The sequence below is a fragment of the Xanthomonas campestris pv. asclepiadis genome (assembly GCF_020784175.1).
In the GTDB taxonomy this organism is placed as follows: domain Bacteria; phylum Pseudomonadota; class Gammaproteobacteria; order Xanthomonadales; family Xanthomonadaceae; genus Xanthomonas; species Xanthomonas campestris_D.
In genome coordinates, this window is sequence record NZ_JAJGQM010000016.1 from 1 (window position 1) to 25,450 (window position 25,450).

The 25,450-nt window shown below is 65.9% G+C and carries 21 protein-coding genes; 12 read left to right on the forward strand and 9 right to left on the reverse strand.

Features of this window, described 5'->3' with window-relative positions:
* The first annotated feature begins 230 nt into the window (after positions 1–230).
* Positions 231–887, forward strand: a complete 657-nt coding sequence (locus LL972_RS09505) for a thiopurine S-methyltransferase (RefSeq protein WP_228327382.1) — start codon at positions 231–233, stop codon at positions 885–887.
* A 262-nt stretch (positions 888–1,149) separates the two neighbouring features.
* Here the strand turns inward: LL972_RS09505 and bfr are convergent, their stop codons facing one another.
* Positions 1,150–1,635, reverse strand: a complete 486-nt coding sequence (gene bfr / locus LL972_RS09510) for a bacterioferritin (RefSeq protein WP_024938901.1) — start codon at positions 1,633–1,635, stop codon at positions 1,150–1,152.
* Between the two features lie 149 nt (positions 1,636–1,784).
* Between bfr and LL972_RS09515 the strand changes: the two genes are divergently transcribed.
* From LL972_RS09515 to hpaM, 3 genes are all read left to right on the forward strand, one after another.
* Entirely contained in the window at positions 1,785–4,208 is a 2,424-nt protein-coding gene (locus tag LL972_RS09515) for a penicillin acylase family protein (RefSeq protein WP_228327383.1), read from the forward strand.
* A gap of 570 nt (positions 4,209–4,778) precedes the next feature.
* Complete coding sequence (locus tag LL972_RS09520) at positions 4,779–6,923, forward strand: TonB-dependent siderophore receptor (RefSeq protein ID WP_228327384.1); 2,145 nt, start codon at positions 4,779–4,781, stop codon at positions 6,921–6,923.
* A 231-nt stretch (positions 6,924–7,154) separates the two neighbouring features.
* Positions 7,155–8,204, forward strand: a complete 1,050-nt coding sequence (gene hpaM, locus LL972_RS09525) for a type III secretion-associated outer membrane-bound protein HpaM (protein WP_228327385.1) — start codon at positions 7,155–7,157, stop codon at positions 8,202–8,204.
* Between the two features lie 69 nt (positions 8,205–8,273).
* Here the strand turns inward: hpaM and asnB are convergent, their stop codons facing one another.
* On the reverse strand, positions 8,274–9,968 hold the full coding sequence (gene asnB, locus LL972_RS09530; RefSeq protein ID WP_104626351.1) for an asparagine synthase B: 1,695 nt from the start codon (positions 9,966–9,968) through the stop codon (positions 8,274–8,276).
* Positions 9,969–10,328: 360 nt separating this feature from the next.
* Here asnB and LL972_RS09535 point away from each other — a divergent pair, with 360 nt between their 5' ends.
* On the forward strand, positions 10,329–11,201 hold the full coding sequence (locus LL972_RS09535; protein ID WP_104588994.1) for a tetratricopeptide repeat protein: 873 nt from the start codon (positions 10,329–10,331) through the stop codon (positions 11,199–11,201).
* Between the two features lie 250 nt (positions 11,202–11,451).
* Here LL972_RS09535 and dapE read toward each other — a convergent pair whose 3' ends face one another.
* From dapE to LL972_RS09570, 7 genes are all read right to left on the reverse strand, one after another.
* Positions 11,452–12,582: a succinyl-diaminopimelate desuccinylase gene (dapE, locus tag LL972_RS09540; protein WP_228327386.1), complete on the reverse strand. Its 1,131-nt coding sequence runs from the start codon at positions 12,580–12,582 to the stop codon at positions 11,452–11,454.
* 111 nt (positions 12,583–12,693) lie between these two features.
* A complete protein-coding gene (locus LL972_RS09545) occupies positions 12,694–13,050 on the reverse strand; it encodes an arsenate reductase (protein WP_228327387.1) in 357 nt (118 codons plus the stop codon).
* Complete coding sequence (locus LL972_RS09550; protein ID WP_228327388.1) at positions 13,047–13,520, reverse strand: hypothetical protein; 474 nt, start codon at positions 13,518–13,520, stop codon at positions 13,047–13,049. The genes LL972_RS09545 and LL972_RS09550 overlap by 4 nt, the downstream gene beginning before the upstream one ends.
* Positions 13,517–14,683 carry a 2,3,4,5-tetrahydropyridine-2,6-dicarboxylate N-succinyltransferase gene (gene dapD / locus LL972_RS09555; protein WP_228327389.1) on the reverse strand — a complete coding sequence of 389 codons (1,167 nt, stop codon included), beginning with the start codon at positions 14,681–14,683 and terminating at the stop codon, positions 13,517–13,519. The genes LL972_RS09550 and dapD overlap by 4 nt, the downstream gene beginning before the upstream one ends.
* Before the next feature lie 22 nt (positions 14,684–14,705).
* Positions 14,706–17,315: a [protein-PII] uridylyltransferase gene (locus LL972_RS09560; protein WP_228327390.1), complete on the reverse strand. Its 2,610-nt coding sequence runs from the start codon at positions 17,313–17,315 to the stop codon at positions 14,706–14,708.
* On the reverse strand, positions 17,312–18,088 hold the full coding sequence (gene map, locus LL972_RS09565) for a type I methionyl aminopeptidase (protein ID WP_104588990.1): 777 nt from the start codon (positions 18,086–18,088) through the stop codon (positions 17,312–17,314). The genes LL972_RS09560 and map overlap by 4 nt, the downstream gene beginning before the upstream one ends.
* A gap of 166 nt (positions 18,089–18,254) precedes the next feature.
* Positions 18,255–18,410 (reverse strand): hypothetical protein, encoded by a 156-nt coding sequence (locus LL972_RS09570; RefSeq protein WP_228327444.1) that lies wholly within the window; start codon positions 18,408–18,410, stop codon positions 18,255–18,257.
* Between LL972_RS09570 and LL972_RS09575 the strand changes: the two genes are divergently transcribed.
* From LL972_RS09575 to rpsB, 7 genes are all read left to right on the forward strand, one after another.
* Positions 18,409–18,933, forward strand: coding sequence for a Csu type fimbrial protein (locus tag LL972_RS09575; protein ID WP_429002137.1), 525 nt, complete (start codon positions 18,409–18,411; stop codon positions 18,931–18,933). The two genes, LL972_RS09570 and LL972_RS09575, sit on opposite strands and share 2 nt — an antisense overlap.
* Before the next feature lie 8 nt (positions 18,934–18,941).
* Positions 18,942–19,712 carry a fimbrial biogenesis chaperone gene (locus LL972_RS09580; protein WP_228327392.1) on the forward strand — a complete coding sequence of 257 codons (771 nt, stop codon included), beginning with the start codon at positions 18,942–18,944 and terminating at the stop codon, positions 19,710–19,712.
* A gap of 16 nt (positions 19,713–19,728) precedes the next feature.
* The gene (locus tag LL972_RS09585; protein ID WP_228327393.1) at positions 19,729–22,080 is read left to right on the forward strand and encodes a fimbria/pilus outer membrane usher protein; all 2,352 of its coding nucleotides are present in this window, start codon (positions 19,729–19,731) and stop codon (positions 22,078–22,080) included.
* Complete coding sequence (locus LL972_RS09590; protein ID WP_228327394.1) at positions 22,077–23,111, forward strand: Csu type fimbrial protein; 1,035 nt, start codon at positions 22,077–22,079, stop codon at positions 23,109–23,111. The genes LL972_RS09585 and LL972_RS09590 overlap by 4 nt, the downstream gene beginning before the upstream one ends.
* Positions 23,112–23,159: 48 nt before the next feature.
* Positions 23,160–23,492: a hypothetical protein gene (locus tag LL972_RS09595; protein WP_228327395.1), complete on the forward strand. Its 333-nt coding sequence runs from the start codon at positions 23,160–23,162 to the stop codon at positions 23,490–23,492.
* A gap of 2 nt (positions 23,493–23,494) precedes the next feature.
* The gene (locus LL972_RS09600) at positions 23,495–24,202 is read left to right on the forward strand and encodes a fimbrial biogenesis chaperone (RefSeq protein WP_228327396.1); all 708 of its coding nucleotides are present in this window, start codon (positions 23,495–23,497) and stop codon (positions 24,200–24,202) included.
* A 412-nt stretch (positions 24,203–24,614) separates the two neighbouring features.
* Complete coding sequence (gene rpsB / locus LL972_RS09605) at positions 24,615–25,436, forward strand: 30S ribosomal protein S2 (RefSeq protein ID WP_228327397.1); 822 nt, start codon at positions 24,615–24,617, stop codon at positions 25,434–25,436.
* The last annotated feature ends 14 nt before the right edge of the window (positions 25,437–25,450 follow it).

Sequence of the window (25,450 nt, forward strand, 5' to 3'; positions counted from 1 at the left end):
CCAAACTGCCAGAATCCGAACAGATAAGGCTCTTACGCGGCATCCATGCCGCGTAAGGTCCCGCGACGGTGAGCGGGCAAGGACCGGTCGAGATGGTCGGCGTGCGTGGTTGTGCGCAATGCATGTCGAGTGGCGGTGCGGTGTGGTCTGAGCGGTGCCTTTCGATCTGCAGTGTGAGTACCATTGGCTGCATCACGTCACTCGTCAACGCAAACCAACAAGACAACATCATGGACACAGATTTCTGGCTGCAGCGTTGGCAGAACGGTCAGACCGGCTTCCATCAGGACGAGGTGATGCCGCTGCTGCAAAAACATTGGCCGGCCTTGCAATTGCCGACGGCTGCCCGCGTGCTGGTGCCGTTGTGCGGCAAGACGCTGGACCTGCACTGGTTGGCCGCACAAGGTCATCGCGTGCTCGGCGTGGAGCTGTCGCCGCTGGCGGTGACGCACTTCTTCGATGAAGCCGGCCTGCAACCGCAGCGACACACCAGCCGCGCGGGCGAGCACTTCATCGCCGGCCCGATCGAAATCATCTGCGGCGACGCGTTTGCACTGGACCCAGGCGTGCTGGCCGATTGCAACGCCGTCTACGACCGCGCCGCATTGATCGCCCTGCCTGCCGGCTTGCGCCAACGCTATCTGCACAGCCTTTACGCGCGGCTGCCTGCCGGATGCCGCGGATTGTTGATCACCCTGGAATACCCGCAGGCCGAAAAGGCCGGGCCACCGTTTTCGGTGGACGCTGACGCGGTGCACGCACTGTTCGACACGCAATGGCAGGTGCAGCAACTGGAACGCCGCGACATCCTCGATCAGGAGCCGCGCTTCCGTGCCGATGGCGTCACTGCCCTGTCGACCGGTGTCTATCGCCTGCGACACAACTGACTGTCGCGGGCGAACTTTGTCATCGGCGATCGCTGCCGACGCCTCAGTCGGGCGACGCAGGCGTTGCGCAAGCAACGCAGCGCGCGGCGTTGCGCCACGCAATGATGGTTCGCACAACAGCGAAATGCGCCGAGCAACATCGCTGCAAACCGCCAGCAGCTGACGCAGTCTACGCAGCAATGGCGATGCACGGCACGGCATCTGCCGATTGCAAACCTGCGCTGCGCCAGCTCAGCGGCTGCGCAGCGCCCAGTCACCGGGCTCAGCCGGCGACATGCCCCTTGTCGATCTTCGAGGTCTGATACAGCTCCAGGCCGATCCGCTTGATCAAGCCGAGCTGCTGCTCCAGCCACCAGGCGTGGTCTTCCTCGGTGTCCTGCAGCTGCTTGAGCAGGATGTCGCGGCTGACGTAATCGCCGTGCTCTTCGCACAGCTTCATGCCGGCGGCGAGATTGGCGCGTACTTCGTATTCCACAACCAGATCGCGCTCGAGCATTTCCACCACGGTCTTGCCGGGCGCAAACTCGGCCGGCCGCATGTCCGGGTCGCCTTCCAGGAACAGGATGCGCCGCAGCAACGCGTCGGCGTGCTCGGTCTCCTCTTCCATTTCGTGGTTGATGCGCTCGTACAGCGCCATCAGGCCCTGGTCCTCGTAACGGCGCGAGTGCAGGAAATACTGGTCGCGTGCCGCCAGTTCGCCGCGCAGCAGCTGTTTGAGGTATTCGACGACTTCGGGATGGCCTTTCATGATGTGCTCCAGCGACGCAATGCGCGCATGGTGCCCTAACCCGCCGGGCAATGATCTAATCGGAATCACTTTCAGTTGCGCTTGCGGCCAGACCCGCCACGGTCATGACCGGCCGCCACACTGTGACCGAACTCAAGGACTCGACAACAATGCGCAAATGGCTGGGCCGGCTGCTGCTGGCAATCGTGGTGTTGATCGTGGCGGCGGTGTTGGCCGTGTATCTGCTGATGCGTGGCAGCCTGCCGCAGCTGGACGGCTACAGCGCATTGACTGGCCTGGCGGCACCAGTCAGCGTGCAACGCGACCAGCGCGGCGTGGTCACCATCGATGCGGCCAGCCAGGTCGATGCCATGCGCGCACTCGGCTATGTGCATGCGCAGGAGCGCTACTTCGAGATGGACCTGATGCGCCGCGCACCGGCCGGCGAGTTGTCCGAGCTCTTCGGCGCCGCGGCGCTGGACCTGGACAAGCGCAATCGCGTGCACCGGTTGCGCGCCCGCGTGCATGCCAGCCTGGATGTCGCCGCCGGTAGCCAACGCGCGGCGCTGCAGGCCTATACCGAGGGCGTCAATGCCGGGCTGGCCGCCCTGCGCGTGCACCCGTGGCCGTACCTGTTGCTGCAGCAGACGCCGCGGCCGTGGACGCTGGACGACTCCATCCTTACCGGCATGGCGATGTACGCCGACCTGCAGGACAACGACAACCAGACCGAATTGGCAGCCGCACGCATCCGCGCAGTGGTGCCAGCGGCGCTGGCGGCCTTGCTCGACCATCAGGGCTCCAGCTGGGATGCACCGCTGCTCGGCGCCGCGCAAGGCGACGCCGTGCTGCCCGACGCCGCCGCACTGGACCTGCGCCGCCTGCCGCATCCAGCCGCCACGGCGGGCGCCGAACCACCGACGCCGGGCAGCAATAACTTCGCCGTGGACGGCAGCCTCACCAGCGACGGCCGCGCCATCGTCGCCGACGACATGCACCTGGGCCTGCGCGCGCCCAACATCTGGTTCCGCGCACGTCTGCGTTACCCGGACACCGGCGCGCCCGACGGCAAGGTGGATGTTACCGGCTTCACCCTGCCCGGCTTGCCGGCGGTGGTGGTCGGCAGCAATGGGCATGTGGCCTGGGCCTTTACCAACAGCTATATCGACACCGCCGACTTTGCACGGATCCCGCCGGCCATGCCGGGCCATCCGCAAGCGCTTACCACCCATGTCGAAACGATTCGCGTGGCCGGTGCCGCGCCGGTGCGTTTTGCGGTCCGCGAGAGCACGTGGGGACCGATCCTGCATGACAACGCCGATGGCAGCCTGCTGGCACTGCGCTGGGCCGCGCAGCTGCCCGGCGCGATCCGCCTGGACTTTGCGCAGATGAGCACGGCGGCCGATCTGCAGGCCGCCTTTGCCGTGGCGGATCGCTCGGGCATTCCGGCACAGAATCTGTTGCTGGCCGATCGCAGCGGGCGCATCGCCTGGCGGTTGATCGGTGCGCGCCCGCTGCGCAATGCCGGGTGTGGCCCGAGCGGTATCGCCGAACTGGCCAGCTCGGCGCAGGGCGCGGACGCGGCATTGCGTTCGGCTGCGGCCACCACAGCCTCGGCACCCGCGCCGACCGGCTGCCTGCCCTGGCCGGTGCGCAGCGACGACGCCCCTGCGCTGATCGATCCCCCCTCGCACCGGCTCTGGACCGCCAACAGCCGCGTCGTCGATGCGCAGCAATTGGCCACGCTCGGCAATGCCGGCTACGACCTGGGCGCGCGTGCGCAGCAGATCCGCGACGACTTGTTCGCCAGGCAGCGTTTCAACGAACTGGATCTGCTCGCCATCCAGCTCGACGATCGCGCCGTGCTGCTCACGCGCTGGTGGCAGTTGTTGCGCGGCGTGGCCGAACACAGCCAGGACCCGGCCTTGCAGCAGATCGAAGCCGCCACACGGCAGTGGGACGGGCATGCCTCCACCCGCTCGGCCAGCTACCGCATCGTGCGCGGCTTTCGCGGCATGACCATCGATGCAGTGGAAGCCGGCCTGCTGGCGCCGGCAAAAGCCGCGCTTGGCAAGGACTTCCTGCCGCCGCGTCGCGCGCAACTGGAAGGCATCGTCTGGCCGTTGCTGCAGCAACGCCCGGCCCATCTGCTGCCGCCGGCCTATGCGAACTGGGACCAGTTGCTTGCGGAAGCGGCACGCAACGCGCAGGCGGAGCTCGCTGCGCAGGATGGCGCCTCGCCGGATAGGCCCTTGAGTGAACGCAGCTGGGGCGAACGCAATACTGCTGCCATCTGTCACCCGATCGCGCGGGCATTGCCAGCGCTCGCCAGGCGCTGGCTGTGTATGCCGCCCGACCAACTGCCAGGCGACCGCGACATGCCGCGCGTGCAAGGCCCGGCCTTCGGCGCCTCCGAACGCATGGTGGTGTCGCCCGGCCACGAACAGGACGGCATCGTGCACATGCCGGGCGGCCAGAGCGGACATCCGTTGTCGCCGTTCTGGGGCGCTGGGCACGACGATTGGGTGCACGGCCGGCCGACCCCATTCCTGCCGACCGCTACCCGCTATACGCTGCAATTGCAGCCGAAGTAAGCGCGGTCGTGCTGTCTTGTCTGTCGGCATGGGTTTCCACAGTCGGCGTCCTGCATGACAGCCAGCACAAGCTTCGCTCGTACCCTCATCCGCCCTTCGTGCACCTTCTCCCGGTGGGAGAAGAGCAGCCTCCCGGTGGGAGAAGGACAGCGTGCCTCAGCAAGCCCCTCTCCCGCCGGGAGAGGGGTTGGGGTGAGGGTACGGGCGCCTGCCATGCGACCGATGACATGCGATGTGGTCCAGCCTGCGCTGGCTTCAAGCGATTTCCTGCATCGCAGAATGGCTTCCTGCATGACAGACGGCACCAGGCTTCGCTCGTACCCTCATCCGCCCTGCGGGCACCTTCTCCCGGTGGGAGAAGGGATGCTCCGCACTTCCGCGCTTCAGCACTTCTGCACTTCTGCACTTCTGAGTCTTCTCGTTATCTGTGTCTGCGTTCTGCAGATCGCACCCCACACCTCGCACATCTGGATACCCAAGTGTCCGCAACCACGCCCACCCACCGATCTGCCCAATCAAGCGAGCACAACATGCTAAGATGCATTTGATAACCATTCCCATTAGTGACCAATGCGCCCCACGCTCCTTGTCACCGCGCTCGCCGCCGCCTTCGCTCTGCCTTCGCCCCGCGCCTTCGCTCAACAACACGGCAGCACCTCGGCAACCGTCACCGACCTGGATGGCGTCGAGGTCGTCGGCCGTGCGCAGACACTGTACAAATCCGACGACGCCGCAGTGGCCACACGCACCGACACGCCGTTGGCGCTGGTGCCGCAGTCGGTGCAGGTACTGCCGCGCGAACTGATCGACGACCAGGCCGCACGCCAGATCACCGACCTGTATCGCAGCATCAGCGGCATCAGCTTCTTCAGCTATGCCGGCGTCACCCTGCGCGGATTCCGCCAGGAAAACGTGCTGTACGACGGATTGCGCGGCGATCCGTATGCCGGCTTCTCGGTGCCGCAGTTGTTCAATATCGAACGCGTGGAAGTGCTCAAGGGCCCGGCCGGTGCATTGTACGGCGGCGGCGAACCTGGTGGCGTCATCAATTACGTCACCCGCAAACCCGGCCATCAGGCCGCGCGTCGGGTGGAACTGCAGGTGGGCAATCAATCCTTCGGGGCGGCCTCGTTCGAAGCGACCGGCCCGGCACGCGAAGACGGGCGTATTCGCTACCGCGTCGGTGCCTATGCCGATGGCGAGGATGGCTTTCGCCGCAACACCGATAGCCAGAGCCAGATCGGCGATGCGTCGGTGGCGTTCGACATCGGCCAGACCGGCGAGCTCACGCTGCAGTACACCGACATCACCCAGAACCTGGGCGGCAATCGCCTGCGTGGCGTGCCGGTGGATGACGACGGCAACTTCCTCACCGACCGTCGCTGGAACCACAACGAGCCCACCGACTTCCTCGACATGCGCGCCAAGGTGGCGTTCGCGCAGTATCGTTTCGCGCCGTCCGATGCGTGGGACGTGGACATGGCGCTGCGCTGGTTCAAGAACGACGAGCATCAGATCTATCACGAGCCGATGGGCTTGATCGACCGCGATGGCGACGGCACCGCCGAATGGATGACGCGACAGTTGCGCAATCAGTTCCGCGACAACGATGCGATCTCCAGCAACGTCAACGCCGTTTTCCGCACCCGCATCGGCGCGATCGAGCACAAGCTGCTGATGGGTGCGGACTACTATCGGCTGGATGCGGATTTCCGCGCGCAGACCGCCAACACCGCCGACACCGGCCGCGTGCGCGGGCCGGTGCCGGGCATCGATCTGTTCAATCCGGTGTACGGGCGCAGCGGCTTTTACGACTACGGTCTGGACAGCCTGCCCTGGCGCGCCACCAGCACACGCAGCCAGCGCTACGGTGCATATCTGCAGGACGAACTCACGCTGACGCCGCGCTGGTTTGCAATGGCCGGACTGCGTTGGGACGGCTTCAAGGATGACAACTTGCTGGACGGCTCGCGCGTCACCGGCAACGATCTCAGCTGGCGTGTGGGCAGCACCTTCGTGCTGCGCGATGGCGTCAACGCGTACGCCAGTTATGCCAGCGGCTTCCTGCCGCAGGATGCGGCCAATCAGGATAGCAGCGTCGGCGGGCCGTTCGATCCCGAACGCAGCACGCAATGGGAAGTGGGGCTGAAGACCGCGCTCAACGATGGCGGGCTGACACTCAACACCGCGCTGTACCGCATCGAACGCAGCAACATCGTGCAGGCCAACGGCAGTATCGTCGCTGGGGTCAATCAACTCGCCGCGCTCGGTCTGGTACGCAGCGAAGGCCTGGAAGTGGATCTGCTGGCCGACCTCACCGAGCGCTGGGTGCTCAACCTGACCTACGCCTACAACGATGCACGCGTGCTCGATGCAGGCACCAACGGCATCACCAATGCGTCCGGCGACCGCTTCGCCAATGCACCGCGCAACACCTTCGGTCTGTGGACGCGTTACGACCTGCCGGCCTGGCACTCGGCGATTGCCTTCGGTGCCGACTACGTGGGCGAGCGGGTCAGCCTGGAAGGTCAGCGCGTCAAGCCGTACGCCATCTTCGACATCAGCTGGCAGACGCAGTGGGATGCCTGGAAGCTGCAGGTCAACGTCAAGAACCTGTTCGACAAGGTCTACGCCGTCAGCGGGTTCACTGAGCGCACCGGCCACTTTCCTGGCGAACCACGCCGTATCTACGCGCAACTGGCTTACGATTTCTGAGCATGGGCGAACGCGCGCCTGTGCAGGTCTCGAACGTTGCCCAAGTGTGACGTTCGTCGGCCACCGCATACACGATTGCGGCCTCGACCACGGCAGTGCAATGAACCTGCGCCGAATCAGGCAGGTCAGAATCAGCCAGACTTTAACGTCCGGTGGGACACACTAGAGGCCGTCGCGATCTGGAAGTGTTTCCACACGATCGCCCTCTTCCCCCCACTGACCGGAATCCGCATGCCTCAGCTTGCCCGCTCCGTTTCCGCCCTGTTGCCCCTGCTCGTTGCCACTGCCTGCTCGGCAGCGCCGCCCGCCAAGTCCGGCCCACCGGACGCGCCCGTCGCGGCCTGCACCGCCAAGCTGCGCCCCGGGCAGGATCTGCAGAAAGCCATCGACAAGCTCCCGCAAAGCGATACGCGTGCGGTGTTGTGCCTGGAAAAGGGCGAATTTCCGCTCAATGGCCTGGTTTCGATCCACCGCGGCAATCTCACCCTGCGTGGCACGGGCCCGACCACCGTGCTGCGCATGGCCGATGGCGTGCAGCAACCGGCGCTGGTGGTCGGCGACTACGAAAACCAGCAGCCGACCGGCGTGATCCGCAATGTCAGCATCGAAGACATGCAGATCGTCGCCAGCACCGGCGACAAGGAATTCATGCCAGAGCGTCCGTACCTGAGCAATAGCGCGGTGGTCGTGCGTTCCGGCCAGGGAATTCGCCTGGCCGGCCTGCAGGTCAACAAGTGCCGCAGTGCCTGTCTGCTGAGCGAGTACGACACGCGCGAGATCAGCATCGAAAACAATGATGTCTCCGGCGCGATCTGGGACGGGGTGTCGTTCAACCGCACCGCCAAGGTCACCATGGTCAACAACTACATCCACGACAACGTGGCCGCAGGCCTGACCACCGAACATCTGGAAGACAGCGAGATCCGCAACAACCGCTTCGAGCGCAATGGCAGCCAGGGCATCTACCTGTCCGACGCGCGCCGCAATCGCTTCAGCAACAATCAGTTCGACGGCAACAAGGTCGCCGGCGTCTTCCTGGCCTGCGCCATTCGTTATCGAACGCCGGAAATCCTCTGCTGGGACAACAGCATGAGCCAGGACAACGTCTTCGAGAACAACCGTTTCTCCAATACGCCGTTTACCTACACCATCGGTGTGGACCGTGCCGCCAACTGCACTGCGGCCGACTTCAAGCCTAACCTGTGGCGCAACAACCAGGCCGATGTGGCCGGCGTGGATATCGAACCGCAACGCTACGGTTACTGCGTGCGTCACGAGTGATCGCAGCAGCGGCCGGCAGCGCGTGAGCGTATGCCGGCCGCTGTAGTTTCAACTCCGCATGCAGCAGCGTCACGACGCCAACGCCTGTTCGTGCACGCCGGCAATCGCACGGCCGGACGGGTCGGCCATCGCGGCGAAACTGGCATCCCAGGCGATCGCGGTCGGTGACGAACACGCGATCGACTTGCCACCCGGCACCGTCTCCGCGGCCGCCTGGCTGGGGAAGAACTGCTCGAACAGCGTGCGATAGAAATACGCTTCCTTGGTCTGCGGCGGATTGACCGGAAAACGCCTGGAGGCGGCAGCCAGCTCGCGGTCGCTCACATGCGCGGCGGCATGCGCCTTGAGTCCATCGATCCAGCCATAGCCCACGCCATCGCTGAACTGCTCTTTCTGCCGCCACAGGATCGATTCGGGCAGATACCCGGCAAATGCTTCGCGCAACACACCTTTTTCCATCCGCGTGGCGCCGCTGCTGGTCTTGTCGATCATCTTGAAGCTGGCGTCCATGCGCATGGCCACGTCCAGGAATTCGCGATCCAGGAACGGCACGCGCGGCTCCACGCCCCAGGCCATCATCGACTTGTTGGCGCGCAGGCAATCGTAGTTGTTGAGCGCATCCAGTTTGCGTACCAGTTCCTCGTGGAATTCGCGTGCGTTGGGTGCCTTGTGGAAATACAGATAGCCACCGAAGATCTCGTCGCTGCCTTCGCCCGACAGCACCATCTTCACGCCCATCGCCTTGATGCGTCGCGCCAGCAGGAACATCGGCGTGGACGCGCGAATGGTGGTGACGTCGTAGGTCTCGATATGGCGGATGACCTCGGGCAGCGCATCCAGGCCCTCCTCGAAGCTGTACTCGAAGCCGTGATGCACGGTGCCCAGCGCGGCGGCGGCGACTTCGGCCGCGGCCAGGTCCGGCGAGCCTTTCAAGCCGATCGCGAACGAATGCAGGCGCGGCCACCAGGCTTCGGTAGTGTCGTTTTCTTCGATGCGATGGCGTGCATAGCGTGCGGCCACCGCAGCGACCAGCGACGAATCCAGCCCGCCGGACAGCAACACGCCGTAGGGCACGTCGGTCATCAACTGACGATGCACCGCGCGCTCGAAGGCCTCGCGCAATTCCTGCAACTGCACCTGCACGCCTTCCACTTCGGCGTATTCGCGCCAGGAGCGCTCGTAATAGCGACTCAGTGCACCGGTTGCGCTGTCGTACCAATGACCCGGCGGGAACTGCGCCGCATCGGCGCAATCGTCCACCAGCGACTTCAGCTCCGAGGCCACCCGCAGCCGACCTTCGCGATCGTGGCCCCAGTACAGCGGCACCACGCCGATCGGATCGCGCGCGATGATCACCCGCCCGGCCGCCTTGTCCCATAGCGCGAACGCAAAGATGCCGTTGAGGCGGTTGAGGTAGGAGGCCGGCGCATCCTCGCGGTACAGCGCGTTGATCACCTCGCAATCGGAGCCGGTCTGGAAGGCGTATGGCTGCACCAGTTCCTGCTTGAGCTCGCGATGGTTGTAGATCTCGCCATTCACCGCGAGCGCAAGCGCGCCATCTTCTGACAACAAGGGCTGCGAGCCGCCGGCCGGGTCGACGATGGCCAGGCGCTCGTGCACCAGGATCGCACCGGTGTCGACATACACACCGCTCCAGTCGGGCCCGCGATGGCGCTGCCGCTGCGAACATTCCAGTGCCTGCCGGCGCAATGCCTGCAGATCGTCACCGGGTTGCAGGCCGAAAATACCGAAGATGGAACACATGGAAACACTCCTGGATGAAACTGCGGGGGTTGGCGGCCGGTGGAAAGCGTGCTGCAGGGAAATGACACCCATAAAAAAACCCGCATCGGCCGATGCGGGTTCTCTGATTCCTGGGCGTTTGGTTTTACTTCGCCTAGTCGCAGACCCGCATCGGCCGCGCACGATTGTTCGCGCGCAGATTGTTGCGGTTGGCGTTATTGACGAGGTTGCGCAGGAGCGATGACATGACTCGACCGTATCCCGCTTTCGCCGGCGGCGCAACTGTTGCGATGGCAACCAAGCCCGGCATCGCAGACCACGCCGCGGTCGCACCGGCGTATTGCGAGGATAATGACCGCCCCAACAATCGGCAGTAATGGAATGACCCCACGCATCGGACGCATGCCGCCCCTGGCCCTGTTGCTTGCGGTGTTGCTGCAGGCCTGCAGCAGCGCCCCTCCGCGCACCGATCCAGTCTATCTGCAACAGCTGGAACAACACGCGGCCGATGGCAGTTTCGACAGCGCGTGGAATGCGGCCGAACGCCTCGAGGCACGCAACGACCCGCGCGCCATCCACTGGTACGAACGTGCCGCTGCGATCGCCCCGTGGACGTTCCGCAACACCCGCGCCGAACTGGCGCTGGGAAGGATCTGGGCAAGCGGGACGCTCTTCCATCCCGACAGCCCGTACATCGACCAGCGCGTCGCATTACGTGCGTCGCCGCGCAAGGGCGAGCACTGGTACCTGGCAGCGGCCATGCATGGAAACCCGTATGCCATCGCCGAGCTCGCCAAGTTTCACCGCGACCGTGGGGAGGCGGCTGCGGCGTTGCGCTGGGATCTGCGCGCGACGATCTATGAGCGCTCCGCATCAGGATCGTCGGGGCTTCCCGCCGCCATCGCGCCAAGCGGAGGTGCATTGCACCCGCTGGTACGCGACATCCAGCGCCGCGCCCGTAACGGCGATGCCGAGGCGCAGGTCGATCTTGGCGCGCTCCATGAAAAAGGAATGGGTGGCGTGGACAGAGACGGTACGGAGGCGCTGCGCTGGTACCGGCGCGCGGCGGACCAGGGCAATGTGTATGGTCAGTATTTCTCCGGTCTGCTGCTCGGACGCGGCAGCAGCGGCGTGACGCGCGACGTGGAGACGGCGGCAACCTGGTTTGCCAAGGCGTCCGCACAGACGTTCTATATCGCGGACGAATCGCATTGGCGCGAGGCAATCAAACCGCCGTTCTGGACGTTCGACTAGCCCCCCGAGCCTTGTGCGTCCATGCCACCTGGCAGCGCAATGCAATGCAATGCAATGCAATGCAATGCAATGCAATGCAATGCAATGCAATGCAATGCAAGCGAGATGCTGCTGCAATCCAAAAGGTCTTAGTGCAGCTTGGCGATGCCCGCGTCGCGCAGCAGCATCGGCATGCCGCAGGTGAACGCATGCCGTGCGCTGGCTGCGTAGTGTGCAAACCAGCGCGTGGCATTGGGCATGTCCTGGCAACTCAGACCAGCAGGCGTTCGATCAGCGTGCGGTACAACGCCGGCAGCGCTTCCAGATCGGCCACGCGCACATGCTCGTCGACCTGATGGATGCTGGCGTTGACCGGGCCGACCTCGATGCATTGCGCACCTAGCGGCGCGATGAAGCGCGCATCCGAAGTACCGCCGCCGGTGCTTTCTTCCGGCGGCGCGCCGGCAAACTGGCCCAGCACCTCACGTGCGACGCTGCGCAAGCGCCCTTCCGGGGTATAGAACGGCTCGCCGCTGCGATGCCAGCGCAACGCATAGTCCAGCCCGTGGCGATCCAGCAATGCGGTGATCTCCGCTTCCAGCCGTGGCGCATCCCACATCGGGGTGTAGCGCAGATTGAAGGCCACCTGCAGCTCGCCCGGGATCACATTATTGGCACCGGTGCCGGCATGGATATTGGACACCTGTAGGCTGGTCGGCGGGAAACTCTCGAAGCCCTCGTCCCATTGCCGCGCCACCAGCTCGGCCAATGCCGGCGCGGCCAGATGGATCGGGTTGCGCGCCTTGTGCGGATACGCCACATGCCCCTGCACGCCCTTGACGATCAGCGTGCCGGACAGACTGCCGCGACGGCCCACCCGCAGCAGGTCGCCCAGCCGCTCGGTGGACGAGGGCTCGCCGGTGATGCACCAGTCGATCGCCTGCCCGCGCGCGCGGAACAGCTCGGCCACGCGCCGCACGCCATCAATGGCATCACCCTCCTCATCGGAGGTCAGCAACACCGCCAGCGTGCCGGCGTGCTGCGGATGGGCAGCGACGAACTGTTCGGCAGCGACCGCGAAGGCGGCCACGCTGCCCTTCATGTCGGCCGTGCCGCGCCCGTACAGCACACCATCGCGGATCTGCGGATCGAACGGATCGTTGGTCCAGGCCTCGCGTGGGCCCGGCGGCACCACATCGGTGTGGCCGAGCAGCACCAGCACCGGCGCACCGCTACCATGCGTGGCCCACAGATTGTCGACCTGGCCCAGGCGCAGGTGCTCGCAAGCGAATCCGGCAGCCTCCAGGCGCTGCGCAAGCAGCGCCTGGCAGCCGGCATCGTCCGGTGTCACCGAAGCGCGTGCGATCAGCTCGCAGGTCAGTTGCAGTACGTCGCTGGTCATGCTCGTCCTTCCGATAAAAGATGCACCTGGGCCGCCGGCATCGGCAGGCAGCCGGCCTTCCACGCGCCCGCCACGCGCACAGATGCGCGAACCGATGACGCGATGGCGCCATCAGGCGATGTTGAACCTGGCCTTGAAGCCGTTGTCGGAGAAGCCCTGACTGAACGCACCATCGTCGCTCACCACCACCGGGCGGCGGATCAATTGCGGGTATTCGCGCAGCAGCAGCTTCCATTCCGCGTCCGAACCGGGCGTCTTTTTGTTGTCGGGCAGCTGGCGCCAGGTGGTCGAGGACTTGTTGATCAAGGCCTCGAATCCGCCGGCCTTGCCGGCCCAATCCACCAACGTCTCCGGCGCGGGCGTGTGCTCGCGGTAATCGACGAAGCTGTAGGCCACGCCGAAGCGGTCCAGCCACTTGGTCGCCTTCTTGCAGGTGTCGCAATTCTTCAATCCATAGAGCGTGGTCATGTCGTCGCCTTTTCGACTCCGCGGCGCGCGCTTGCACGCGCCAACAGGGTAGTTACCAGTTGATCGTGTTCCTGCCCATGGGCGGGCAGGAACACCACATCGGCGCGTGTGCCGTGGAATTTCAGCGCCATCCGCCGCGGCGGAATCAGCCATGCAGCATCGACCGAGCGCAACTCGGCCAGGTCCACGCGCTGCGACCGTCCTTGCTGCACGATCTCCAGCGCATCGCCCGCATCGCGGACCTGCGCCCAGCGGGTGGATGCCCATGCCAGACGCAGGGTCATCAGCACCACCAGTGCAGGCGCCAGCCAACGCAGGACGTCCAGCTGCTGCGGCACACCATCGCGCAGCAGCGAGCCGGCCACGTAGAGCGCCACCCATCCCAACCACATGGCCGGGATGCCCCAACGGACCCAGCCACTGAGCGGCCGCGACAGCATGGTGCCGCGCGCAGGCTGCGCGGTACTCAATCGGCCAGGCCGCGCAGCAATTCGTTGACGCTGGTCTTGCTGCGCGTCTTGGCATCCACCTGCTTGACGATCACCGCGCAATACAGCGAGTGCGATCCATCTTTCGACGGCAGCTGGCCGGACACCACCACGCTGTAAGGCGGCACGTAACCGTAGGAAATCTCGCCGGTGGCGCGGTTGTAGATGCGCGTGCTCTGGCTGATGAACACGCCCATGCCGATCACGCTGTGGTGCCCGATGACCACGCCTTCGACCACTTCCGAACGCGCACCGATGAAGCAATGATCCTCAATGATGGTGGGGCTGGCCTGCAGCGGTTCGAGCACGCCGCCGATGCCGGCGCCGCCGGACAGATGGCAATGCGCGCCGATCTGCGCACACGACCCCACCGTGGCCCAGGTATCGACCATGGTGCCTTCGCCCACATACGCGCCGATATTGGTGAAGCTCGGCATCAGCACCACGTCCTTGCCGAAGTAGCTGCCGCGCCGCGCCACCGCGCCCGGCACCACACGCACGCCGGCCTTGCGGAACTCGGCCTCGCCGAAGCCGGCAAAACGCGACTCCACCTTGTCCCAGAACGGTGCCGGCTGCGCGTCGATCACGGCCATCTCGTTGACGCGGAAATACAGCAGTACTGCCTTCTTCAACCACTCGTTGACGGTCCAGCCGCCCTGCCCGTCCGGCTCGGCGACGCGGAACTCACCAGTCTCCAGGCCGTCGATGACGCGGGTGACGATGGCGCGGGTGGAGCCGTCGATCTCGTCGACGGTCAGGCTGGCGCGGCGCTCGAATGCGCTTTCGATGCCGAACTTGAGTTCTTCAGTACCCACCGGCGTTGCAGCGCCGCCTACGGCCTTTTCGGCGAGCGGCAGTTTCTTCGCGGCTGCAGCCTTCTTGGCGGCCGGTGCGGATACCACGCTGGTCGGCTGCTTGGCCACGCGCGGGGCCGCACTGGTCGCCGACTTGGTCGCGCTTTTCTTGGTCACCTGCTTGGTAACGCTTTTGCTGGCGGCCACAGGCTTAGCAACCGCCGCGGTGGCCTTGCGCTTGTCGAAGGCCGGTGCCTGAGGCACCTTGCCGCTCTTGCTTGGCGCGCGCTTGGGCGCTGCGCCGATGGGGGTCGCGCCCTGCTTGCGCGCGGTCTTCTTGCTGGTGGCCATGGGGGGGTCTCCGAACGGACTACTAGGTGGGATCGAGGCAGGCGCACAGCGCATCGCGCAGCGCCTGCCGGGCGGATTCGGACAACGGGCGGTCGTGCTCGTCGGTGATCTGGAACTGGTCTTCGGCACGCTCGCCGAAGGTGGCGATGCGCGCATCGTGCACGCGCAGGTGTTGCAGGCGCAGTACGTTGGCCACATCGGCCAGCAAGCCGGGGCGGTCGGGTGCCACCAAACTGATACGGGTGCGGCGGCCACCGGCGCTTTCGCTGAATTCCACCCGTGGCGCGAAGCGGAAATGTCGCAGCTGGCGCGGCACCGCACGCCGCGAGGGCCGCACTTTCTGCAGATCGCCGGCCAGCACCTGCCGCAACGCCGCGGCCAGGCGCTGCGGGTCGCCATCGGCGGAGCTGTCCTGCGGCAGCACTTCGAACACGTCGAAGATGGCATCGTTGGGTGCATCCAGCACGCGTGCGCGGTGAATGCCGTAGCCCTTGCGATCCAGCGTTGAGACGATCGCCGAGAACAGACCATCGCGGTCGCGCGAATACACGAACACTTCCAGTGCGTCGTTGTCCGGCACTGCGCGGCGCGCCCTGACCGTGGTCTGGCCGATCTGCACTTCGATCAGCGACACCGCCTGCCAGGCCAGTTGCTCGGGACGGAAGCGCAGGAAGTTTTCATCGGGCATCCCCGCAAACTGACGGTCGATGGTGGCGTCGTCGTGGCCTTGCGCCTGCATCAGCGCGCGGGCGGACTCGCGCGCTTCGCGCAGGCGCTCTTCGCGCGGCGGCGGATGTTCCAGGCCCTCGCGCAGCGCGCGACGCGCGGCGAAGTACAGGTCGGCCAGCAGCCGGTCCTTCCACGCGTTCCACAACTTGGGACTGGTGCCGGCGATATCGGCGCAGGTCAGCAGATACAGATAGTCCAGGCGCTCGCGCGTGCCGACCAGGGTGGCGAAACGATGGATCACCTCCGGGTCGGAGATGTCCTGCTTCTGCGCGGTCACCGACATGCGCAGATGCTGTTCGACCAGCCAGGCCACCAACGCGGTATCGCCTTCGCTGAGCCGATGCGCCTGGCAGAACGCGCGTGCATCTACCGCGCCCAGCTCGGAATGATCGCCGCCGCGGCCCTTGGCGATGTCGTGAAACAGGCCGGCCAGCAGCAGCAGTTCCGGCTTGCGCAGGCGCGGCCAGACTTCGTGGGTGATCGAAAAGCGCTCGTCGGCGCGACCGGCGGCAAACAGCGAGATGTTCCGCAGCACCATCAAGGTGTGCTGGTCCACCGTGTAGACATGGAACAGGTCGAACTGCATGCGACCGGACACGCTGGCGAATGCCGGAATCCACTGACCGAGCACACCCAGGCGCGCCATGCGGTTGAGCGACTCCACCGCCCGCGGGCCGCGCAACAGCGCCATGAAGCGGTCGCGCGCGGTCGCATCGGCGACGTTGTAGGCCGGCAACGCGCGCAGCACCTCGGCCAGCGCGCGCGCGGTCAGCGAATGCAGCCCGCGTACCTCACGGTGTGCCGCCCACTGCGCGAACAGCGCAAAGACCTGCAGCACATCGCCGGCCGGCCAGTCCTCTGCATCTGCGGCCAGATAGCCGCGGCGCAGGCTGAAGCCCCCGCCGAGCGACTCCGGCACCGCTTCGCCATCGAATTGCTCTTCGAAGCGCTGCAGCAAGCGGTCGCTGATGCGGCGGATCAACGCAGCGCTGCGGTAGAAGCGCTGCATCATCTTTTCCACGCCCAGGCTTTCCGGGTCGTCGGCAAAGCCCAGCCGCTCGGCAAGCGTCTTCTGGTAATCGAACCCCAGCCGCTCTTCCGGCCGTTTGGCGACCAGATGCAGGCCGAAGCGCAAGCGCGCCAGTTCCTCGCGTTCGCGCCGCAGCGCTGCGGCCTCGTCGAATCCGACATGGCCGAGCCCGACCAGCGCCTCCAGATCCTTGACCCCGAATGCGCGCAGCGCCATCCAGCCAAGCGTCTGCAGATCGCGCAGACCACCAGGGCCGTCCTTGATGTCCGGCTCCAGGTTGTCGGCGGTATCGCCAAAGCGCTGGTGCCGCGCCAGCAGCTCTTCGCGCTTGGCCTGGAAGAACTCGCGCGCCGGCCACACCTGTTGCGGCGAAATCGCTGCAGCCAGCGCGGCACGCGCCTGGCTGCCGGCCACCAGCGGGCGCGACTCGATCAAGGCGGTCAGCACCGTCTGGTCGGCGGCCGCGACGGTGCACTGCGCCGGCGAGCGCACCGCGTGGCTGATCGGCAGTCCCACATCCCACAGCAAGGCGAACAGCCGCGCCAGGGCCTGTTCGTGCTGTTGCTGCACGCCGGTCTCGCCCAGCACCAGCACATCCACATCCGAACGCGGGAACAGTTCGCCACGTCCATAACCGCCGACGGCATGCAACGACAGCTCGGCATCGGCCGGGATGCAGCGCGTCCACGCATTGCGCATCAATTGATCGACCGCGCGCGCGCGCAAGGCCACCAGGCGCTCGATCGGCTCGCCCTGGTCAAAGCGCTTGCACAGCCGCATGTCGGCATGCACCAGCAGCGGGCGCGCCTGCGCGGCCCACTCGGCATCGCCGGCGACACCCGGGTCGGGTCGGTCCGCCGGCGTGGCCGTCATACCGGAGCGGGAGCGTTCGGCGACAGCGTCAGCACATCCACGCCGTCTTCGGTCACCGCGACCATGTGTTCCCACTGGGCGGACAACTTGCGGTCCTTGGTCACCACGGTCCAGCCGTCCGGCAGGGTCTTATGGTGATAGGTGCCTTCGTTGATCATCGGTTCGATGGTGAAGGTCATGCCGGGCTTGAGCACCAGCCCTTCGCCGGGACGGCCGTAATGCATCACCTGCGGCTCGTCGTGATAGACCTTGCCGATGCCATGGCCGCAGTAGTCGCGCACCACGCTGAAACGCTCGGCTTCGGCGAACTTCTGGATCGCGTGGCCCACATCGCCCAGCGTGGCGCCCGGCTTGACCGCGCGGATACCGCGCCACATCGCTTCGTAAGTGGTTTCCACCAGCCGCTTGGCCATCACCGACGGCGTGCCGACGTAATACATGCGGCTGGTGTCGCCATGCCAGCCATCCTTGATGACGGTGACATCGATATTGACGATGTCGCCGTCCTTCAGGACCTTGGCCGCGCTCGGGATACCGTGACAGATCACGTTGTTGACCGAGGTGCACACGCTCTTGGGAAAGCCGCGATAGCCGACGTTGGCGGGAATGGTGCCCTGCACGTTGACGATGTGGTCATGGCAGATGCGGTCCAGCTCGGCCGTGGTCACGCCCGCCTGCACATGCGGCGCCACGACATCGAGCACCTCGGCGGCCAGACGGCCGGCGACGCGCATCAGTTCGATTTCTTCTTTGGTTTTCAGATTGACGCTCATGGCCACGATTATCGCCGATTCGGGCTGAATCTGAACGGCCTGTGCGCGCGTTTTTTTGCACTGCGGACGATGAACCACTGAAACGGACGGGGCAGCAGAAAACTGGCGTCATCGCGCATTCATGTGTGACGCAAGTCCGTGCGCGTCAAAAAGCCCGCAAACGGAGTCATGCGAAAGACATCGCACTTTCAGGAAAAACTCTGAGTTTAAACAGTGAGATAGCCAAATCATTCAGGGTAATCTTTGGCACAGCTGATGCATTGGAGGAAGGGCGACGAGTCGTCGCGTCACCAATGACCAGACCGGTCAAGGAAATGTCCATGCGTATTGTCCGCCCTGTCCTGCTGTCCCTCGGCCTGCTCTCGACCATTGGCGTTGCTACTGCAGCAGATACCACCACATTCAATGTCAAGATCGCCGTCACCAAGGCCTGCACCATCACCGCGGCATCCGCGACGGACGTCGACTTTGGCTCGGTGTTGTCCACCTCGACCGCCAATGCCGACGCCAACGGCAGCGTGACCGCGCAGTGCACCGCGCTGACCCCGTACAACATCGCGTTGAGCGCGGGCAGCAATGCCGGCACCGCCAACGACGTCACCACCCGCCGCATGAAGAACACCGATGCACTGGTCACCACCAACAACTTCATCGCCTATCAGCTGTACCAGGATCTGGGCCGCAGCACGGTGTGGGGCAGCACCACCGGCACCAATACGCTGAGCCGCACCGCCACCGGCATCAACCAGGTCTATCCGGTCTACGGCCGCGTGACCAACCCGTCCGCCAACAATCCCGCGACCGGTGCGTACCAGGACACCATCACCGCCACGATCGTCTACTGAGCGCGCGCATGCCCTTGCACCACCGCCTGTCGTACCGGATGCCGGCCTGGCTGGTCACGGCCGGATTGAGCCTGACGCTGGCGCTTGGCAGCGGCGTGCCGCTGCAGCCGGCCCATGCGGCCAGCCTGCAGCTGGCGCCGACCTCACTGACGCTGAGCGCACAGCAGTCCGCCGACGGGCTGTGGCTGAGCAACAGCGGCAGCGCGCCGGTCCAGGTGCAGACCCGCGCCTATCGTTGGACCCAGCGTGACGGCAAGGATCAGCTGGACCCGACCCAGGAACTGCTGATCAGTCCACCGATGCGCACGCTGGCCGCCGGCGAGCGCCAGCTGATTCGGGTGATTCGCGCCGGCCCCCCGCCCACCGGCGAGGAAGTCTGCTACCGCATCATCGTCGATGAATTGCCCAACGCCGATGCCGATCGCAAGGGCATGCAGTTCGTGCTGCGCTACTCGGTGCCGATCTTCCTGCTGCCGCCAGGCAAGACCGAATCCACGCCGACCCTGAACACGCAGGTGGTTGCCGGCAGCGATGGCAATGCACAGATCCAGATCAGCAACACCGGCAATGGGCACGCCCAGGTCGCCGACCTGCAGCATCGGGTCGATGTCGCGACCAAGACCACATTGAACGGGCTGGTGGGCTATGTCCTGCCCGGCCAGACCATGCGCTGGTCGCTGGGCGCACCGCTGGCCCAGTTCGGCCGTGGCACCATCATCGCAAGGATCAATGGTGAGGCGGACGAACGCACCTTGTTGGCTGCGCCAGCAGCGCCGTGATGCGGGCCGGCTGGCGATGACGCTGCTTGCGACGGCCACCTGCCTTGCGCATGCCGCCTCCGGCGATCTGGCCGACATGGCGCCACTGCCCGATCAGGCGCCACAGAGCGTGGCGGCCCTGCCGCAGACGCTGTACCTGGATGTCACCCTCAATCAGGCCGACCGCGGTCTGGCACCGTTTGAACTGGTGGACGGCCACCTGCGCGGCTCGGTCGACACGCTGCGCAAGCTGGGTTTCATCCTGGCCGACCGCGCCACCAGCGAGCTGGTCGACCTGGATCGCCTGCCCGACGTGGAAGTGCGCTACGACGCCGCGCTGCAGCGGCTGGCGCTGCAGGTACCGTTGGCGCAGCTGTCGCTCTCCACCACGGTGCTGAAGGCCGAACAGGTCGCACCGCCCAGTGCCACCGCCTCACCGGGCCTGCTGCTCAATTACGACTTCTATGCCACGCGCAATGCCGGTACCAGCAGCGTGTCGCTGGCAACCGAGTTGCGCGGTTTCGGCATCGGCCGCGGCATGGTCGACACCACCGCCGTGTTCCTGGCCTACGACCGCCCGCAGGACCAGCGCTGGCGCAGCGAAGCAGTGCGCCTGGACAGCGCCTGGCAAATGGACTTCCCCGACAGCGCCACCAGCCTGACGGTCGGCGATTTCTACAGCGGCTTTGTCGACTGGAGCCGCTCGATCCGCCTGGGCGGGGTGCAGATCGGGCGCAATTACGCCTTGCAGCCGTATCGCGTGCTCACCCCCACGCCAAGCTTCCTGGGCGAGGCGGTGGTGCCCTCGACCGTGGAGCTCTACGTCGATGGCCTGCGCCAGTACAGCGGCCAGGTGCCGGCCGGCCCGTTCCAGCTGGCCGCGCAACCCGGCATCAGCGGCACCGGACAGGCGCAGATCGTGGTGACCGATGCGTTCGGCCAGGTGCGTCGGCTGGACTTCGCGTTCTATGGCACGCCGCAACTATTGGCACGCGGCATTTCCGAGTGGTCGGCCGGCATCGGCCATCTGCGCCAGGACTACGGCGTGCGCTCGTTTTCCTACGCCTCACGCACGGTCGCCAGCGCCACGCTGCGCAAAGGCCTGCGCGAGGACGTCACCATCGAAGCGCATGCCGAGGCCGGCGGCGGCGTGATCAATGCCGGTGCCGGCGGTGTGTGGCTGCTCGGCGTGGGCGGCGTGGCCAACGTCGCCTACGCGCATAGCCGGATGGATGCGCTGCGCGGTGGCCAGTACGTGCTGGGCTATGCCTGGAACAACCGTCGCTTCAACCTAACCGCCGGCACCCAGCGCACCCATGGCGACTATCGCGACCTGGGCGCGCTGCAGGGCGCGTTGCCGGCGCGCATCAGCGACCGCGTGGCGTTCGGCATCAACGTCAATCCGATCGGCTCGCTCGGCACCAGCTATGTGCGGCTGAGCTACCCGCAAGGCGACACCTCGCGTTACGCGAGCCTGTTCTGGTCGCGCAATTTCGGGCGCAACTGGGCGGCCAACCTGTCCGGCAACCAGAATCTGGATGTGCGCAGCGACCGCAGCCTGTACCTGTCGCTGTCGACCACGTTCGGCGAGTTGCGCCAGGCCAGCGCATCGATGCAGCGCAACGGCAACCGCACCGGGTTTGTGGCCGACCTCAGCCAGCCGCTGCCCGGCGACGGCGATCTGGGCGGGATCGGTTGGCGGCTGCAGGGGCGTGCCGGCGACGATGCCAACGGCGGCCTGGCCGAACTGGGGTGGTTGAACCGCATCGGCCGTTACAACCTCGGTGTCGCCAACCAGGATGGCGACAACTTCGGCTATGCCAGCGCCAGCGGCAGCCTGGTGTGGATGAATGGCAGCGGCTTTGCCGCGCGCGACATCCAGGATGCCTTCGCGGTGGTGTCCACCGACGGCCAGCCCGGCATTCCGGTGCGGCTGGAGAATCGCCTGATCGGCGTCACCGACGCGCGCGGGATGCTGCTGGTCACCCCGCTGCAGTCGTGGCAGCGCAACCAGCTGTCCATCGACACCCTGAACCTGCCGGCGGACCTGCGCGTAGACCGCGTCGATACCGCAGTGACACCGCGCCAGCAGTCGGGGGTGGCGGTGCGCTTCGGCATCACCCGGGTACGCGCGGCCATGATCGTGCTGCACGACGCCCAGGGCGCGCCGTTGCCGGTCGGCAGCGTGGTGCAGCGCGAAGGCGATGCCGAACGCGTGGTGGTCGGCTACGACGGCGAGACCTATCTGGACAATCTGCAGATCGACAACCGCATCCTGGTCGAGCTGCCCGCTGGCCGTTGCAGCGCACGATTCACCTACCCGGCCAACCCCAGCGGCATTCCTCGGGTGGGCCCGTTGCCCTGCGTTCTCGAGCAAAAGACCCCATGAGCCCGCTCGCACTCTGGCGCCTGTTGCTTGCGCTGGCGATCGCCACGTTGTGGCTGGCGCCCAGCCAGGATGCGCGCGCGGACACCACCTGCAGCGTCACGCTCGGCACCCCGTTGGCATTCGGCAATGTGGCGGCCAACGGCACCACCGATGCGGTGGCAACGCTCAACGTTTCCTGCGCAACCGCCGCGCTCAGCGTACTGGGCTATGCCCAGGTGAGTCTTTGCCTGGACCTTGGCCCGGGCAGCGCCAGCAACGGGCTGTATGCACCGCGCCGCATGCTCAACCCCACCAGCGACAGCCTGGACTTCCAGATCTACAGCGAGGCCACGCGCACCCAGGTCTGGGGCGCCACCGGATCGACGACGCCTTCGCCGCGCCTGCTGACGCTGTCCTACGGCGTTCCGGTGATCACCGGCGGCTCGCAGACGACCACCATCACCGTGTACGGGCGGATTCCGGCCAACCAGATCCTGTCGGTCGGCAACCACACCAGCAGTTTCGGCGGCGCCGACACCGTGCTGCGCTACTCCTACAACGAGAGCATCATCGGTGTCCCGCCGGCGCCGAGCAGTTGCACGGCCGGCGGCAGCGGTGCCAAGACCGCCAGCAACGCCTTCCCGTTCACTGCCTCGGCCAACGTGCCGGCACGCTGCAATACCTACGTCACCACTGACCTGGATTTCGGCAGCATCGCCGGCACCATCGATACCGCCATCGACCGCACCTCCACCATCAGCCTGTCGTGCACCTACCGCACAGCCTGGAATATCGGGCTGGGCGACGGCATCAATGCCACCGGCAGCACCCGGCGCATGCGCCATGCCAGCAGTGCCAACTACATCGCCTATGAGCTGTATCGGGATGCCGGCCGCGGCAACCGCTGGGGCACCAGCATCGGCGTCGATACGCTCAGCGGCACCGGCAACGGCGTCGCGCAGACGGTGACCGTCTATGGCCGCGCACCGGCTCCGCAGCAGCCCATTGCGGGCGCCTACAACGACACGGTGACCGTCTCCATCACTTACTGACAGTTAATAAAGTTCGTATCGGGAGCGTCGCTATCTGTTACGTCTCCAATGCAAACGATTGCCTTCATGACGCTGGTCACCTTCCTCAAGCGCCTGATGCTGGTCGCCCTCGTCTGCACCGCGACCTCGACCGCGGCTAGCGCGGCCACCACGCGCGGCCCGGAAAACTTCACCCTGCACATCGGATTGCGCCTGCTCAGCGGCTGCGAGCTCCGCACTGCGCCGCCGCGCGCCAGCTGTTCCAAAGGCACGCCGATGGCGATCGCCCCGCCAGCCAGCACCGCCGACGCCCCCGCCGTCACCAGCACCGGGCAGGATGCCAGCGCACTGGCCGGGCCTGCGCCTGCCGGCAGCGCGCGCATCACCACGATCGCGTTCTGACCATGACCGCGCCTCGCTCCTGCCGTTGCCTGCTCGCGCTGGCGCTAACCGGCCTGGCCATCGCCGGCAGCGCCGTTGGCGCCGAGATCGCCATCGCACCGACAACCGCACGCATTCCCGCCGACAGCGACCAGGCGGCCGTCTGGCTCTACAACCAGGCGGCGCTGCCATGGCGCGCCGAAGCCAAACTCTACCGCTGGCGCCAGGACGGCGATCGCGAGCTGCTGGAACCGGCCACCGCCGCCACCGTCAGCCCGGCGCATTTCGAAATCCCGTCGCAAGGCCGGCAGCTGCTGCGGGTGATCCGCCTGGGCCCCAGCCCGGCACAGACCGAAGACAGCTACCGGTTGGTGGTCACCCAGCATGTCATCGGCAGTGACACCGAACTGCTGCGGTATTCCACGCCGGTCTTCGCCCTGCCCAGCCAGCCCGGCGAACAACACCCGGTGCTGCAGGCCAGCGTGTCCGGCCACGGTAGCGGCCGCGCACTGCAGGTCCACAACGCCGGGCCAAGCCATGCCAGGCTGGCCGACCTGGCCTACATCGATGCCGGCGGCACCCGCCGCAGCATCCGCGACGATCTCGCCGGTTACGTGCTGCCCGGCCAGACCCGCCAATGGCTGCTGCCCGCCAACCTGCCCGCCGGCAATGGCCGCTTCGTGGCGCGCATCAACAGCGATATCGAGACTACGCTGACGCTGGAGCCGTGAATGGGGAATCGGGAATGGGGAATTGGTACGGCGCATCGCGGTAGCGGTCGTTTGGTCGCTTGCGATTCAAGGAACTAGGCTCTCCCGATTCCCGATTCCCGATTCCCGATTCCCGATTCCCGATTCCCCCCAATTGCACCGCCCCTCGCCTCCGGCTATACTCCGTCGGCTGTTCTGCGTTTTTACGCATTGCGTCGTTCACGTCGGACGTCATCGACGAATTCACACCTGCCGCCGCCATCCGTGCCGGGGTGCCCCCACAAGGGGTTCGTCACGGAGGCGACAGGGAAGCCCAACCCCGGAATCGTTTGTGCGTTTTGATGCGAGCCCCTCGCAACAGCCCGCACATCCATGTGCGGACTCTTCAAAGTCCAGTCCGCGCACGGTGATTCCGCTATCAGGAGTTACTTCAATGCCCCAAGTCACCATGCGTCAGATGCTGGAAGCCGGCGTCCATTTCGGTCACCAGACCCGCTACTGGAACCCCAAGATGGCGCCGTACATCTTCGGCGCGCGCGGCAAGATCCACATCATCAACCTCGAGAAGACCGTTCCGCTCTTCAATGACGCGATGAACTTCCTCTCCTCGATCGCGCAGAAGCGCGGCACCGTGTTGTTTCTGGGCACCAAGCGCAGCGCGCGCGAGTCCATCAAGGAAGAAGCCGAGCGTTGCGGCATGCCGTTCATGACCCAGCGCTGGCTGGGCGGCACGTTGACCAACTTCCGTACCGTCAAGCAGTCGGTTGCCCGCCTGAAGGAACTGGAGTCGGCCGAGACCGACGGCACCTTCGAGAAGCTGGTCAAGCACGAAGTGCTGGGCCTGCGTCGCGAGCGCGAGAAGCTGGACGCCTCGCTGGGCGGCATCAAGGAAATGAACCGTCTGCCCGACGCGATCTTCGTGATCGACATCGGCCATGAAGACATCGCCATCAAGGAAGCCAAGAAGCTCGGCATTCCGGTGATCGCGGTGGTCGACACCAACTACGATCCGGCCCTGGTCGACTACGCCATCCCGGGTAACGACGACGCCATCCGTGCCGTGCAGCTGTATGCACGTGCCGCCGCCGACGCCGTGCTGGAAGGCAAGGCCGCTGCGCCGAACTCTGCTTCGGTGCGCGAGGAAGAGTTCTCGGCCGAATCCGCCGACGAAGGCAAGGGCCGTCGCGCGCCGGCCAAGAAGGGCGACAAGAAGGCTGACGTGCCGGCCGACGCCGCCGCTCCGGCTGCCGAGTAATCGGCCTGCAATGC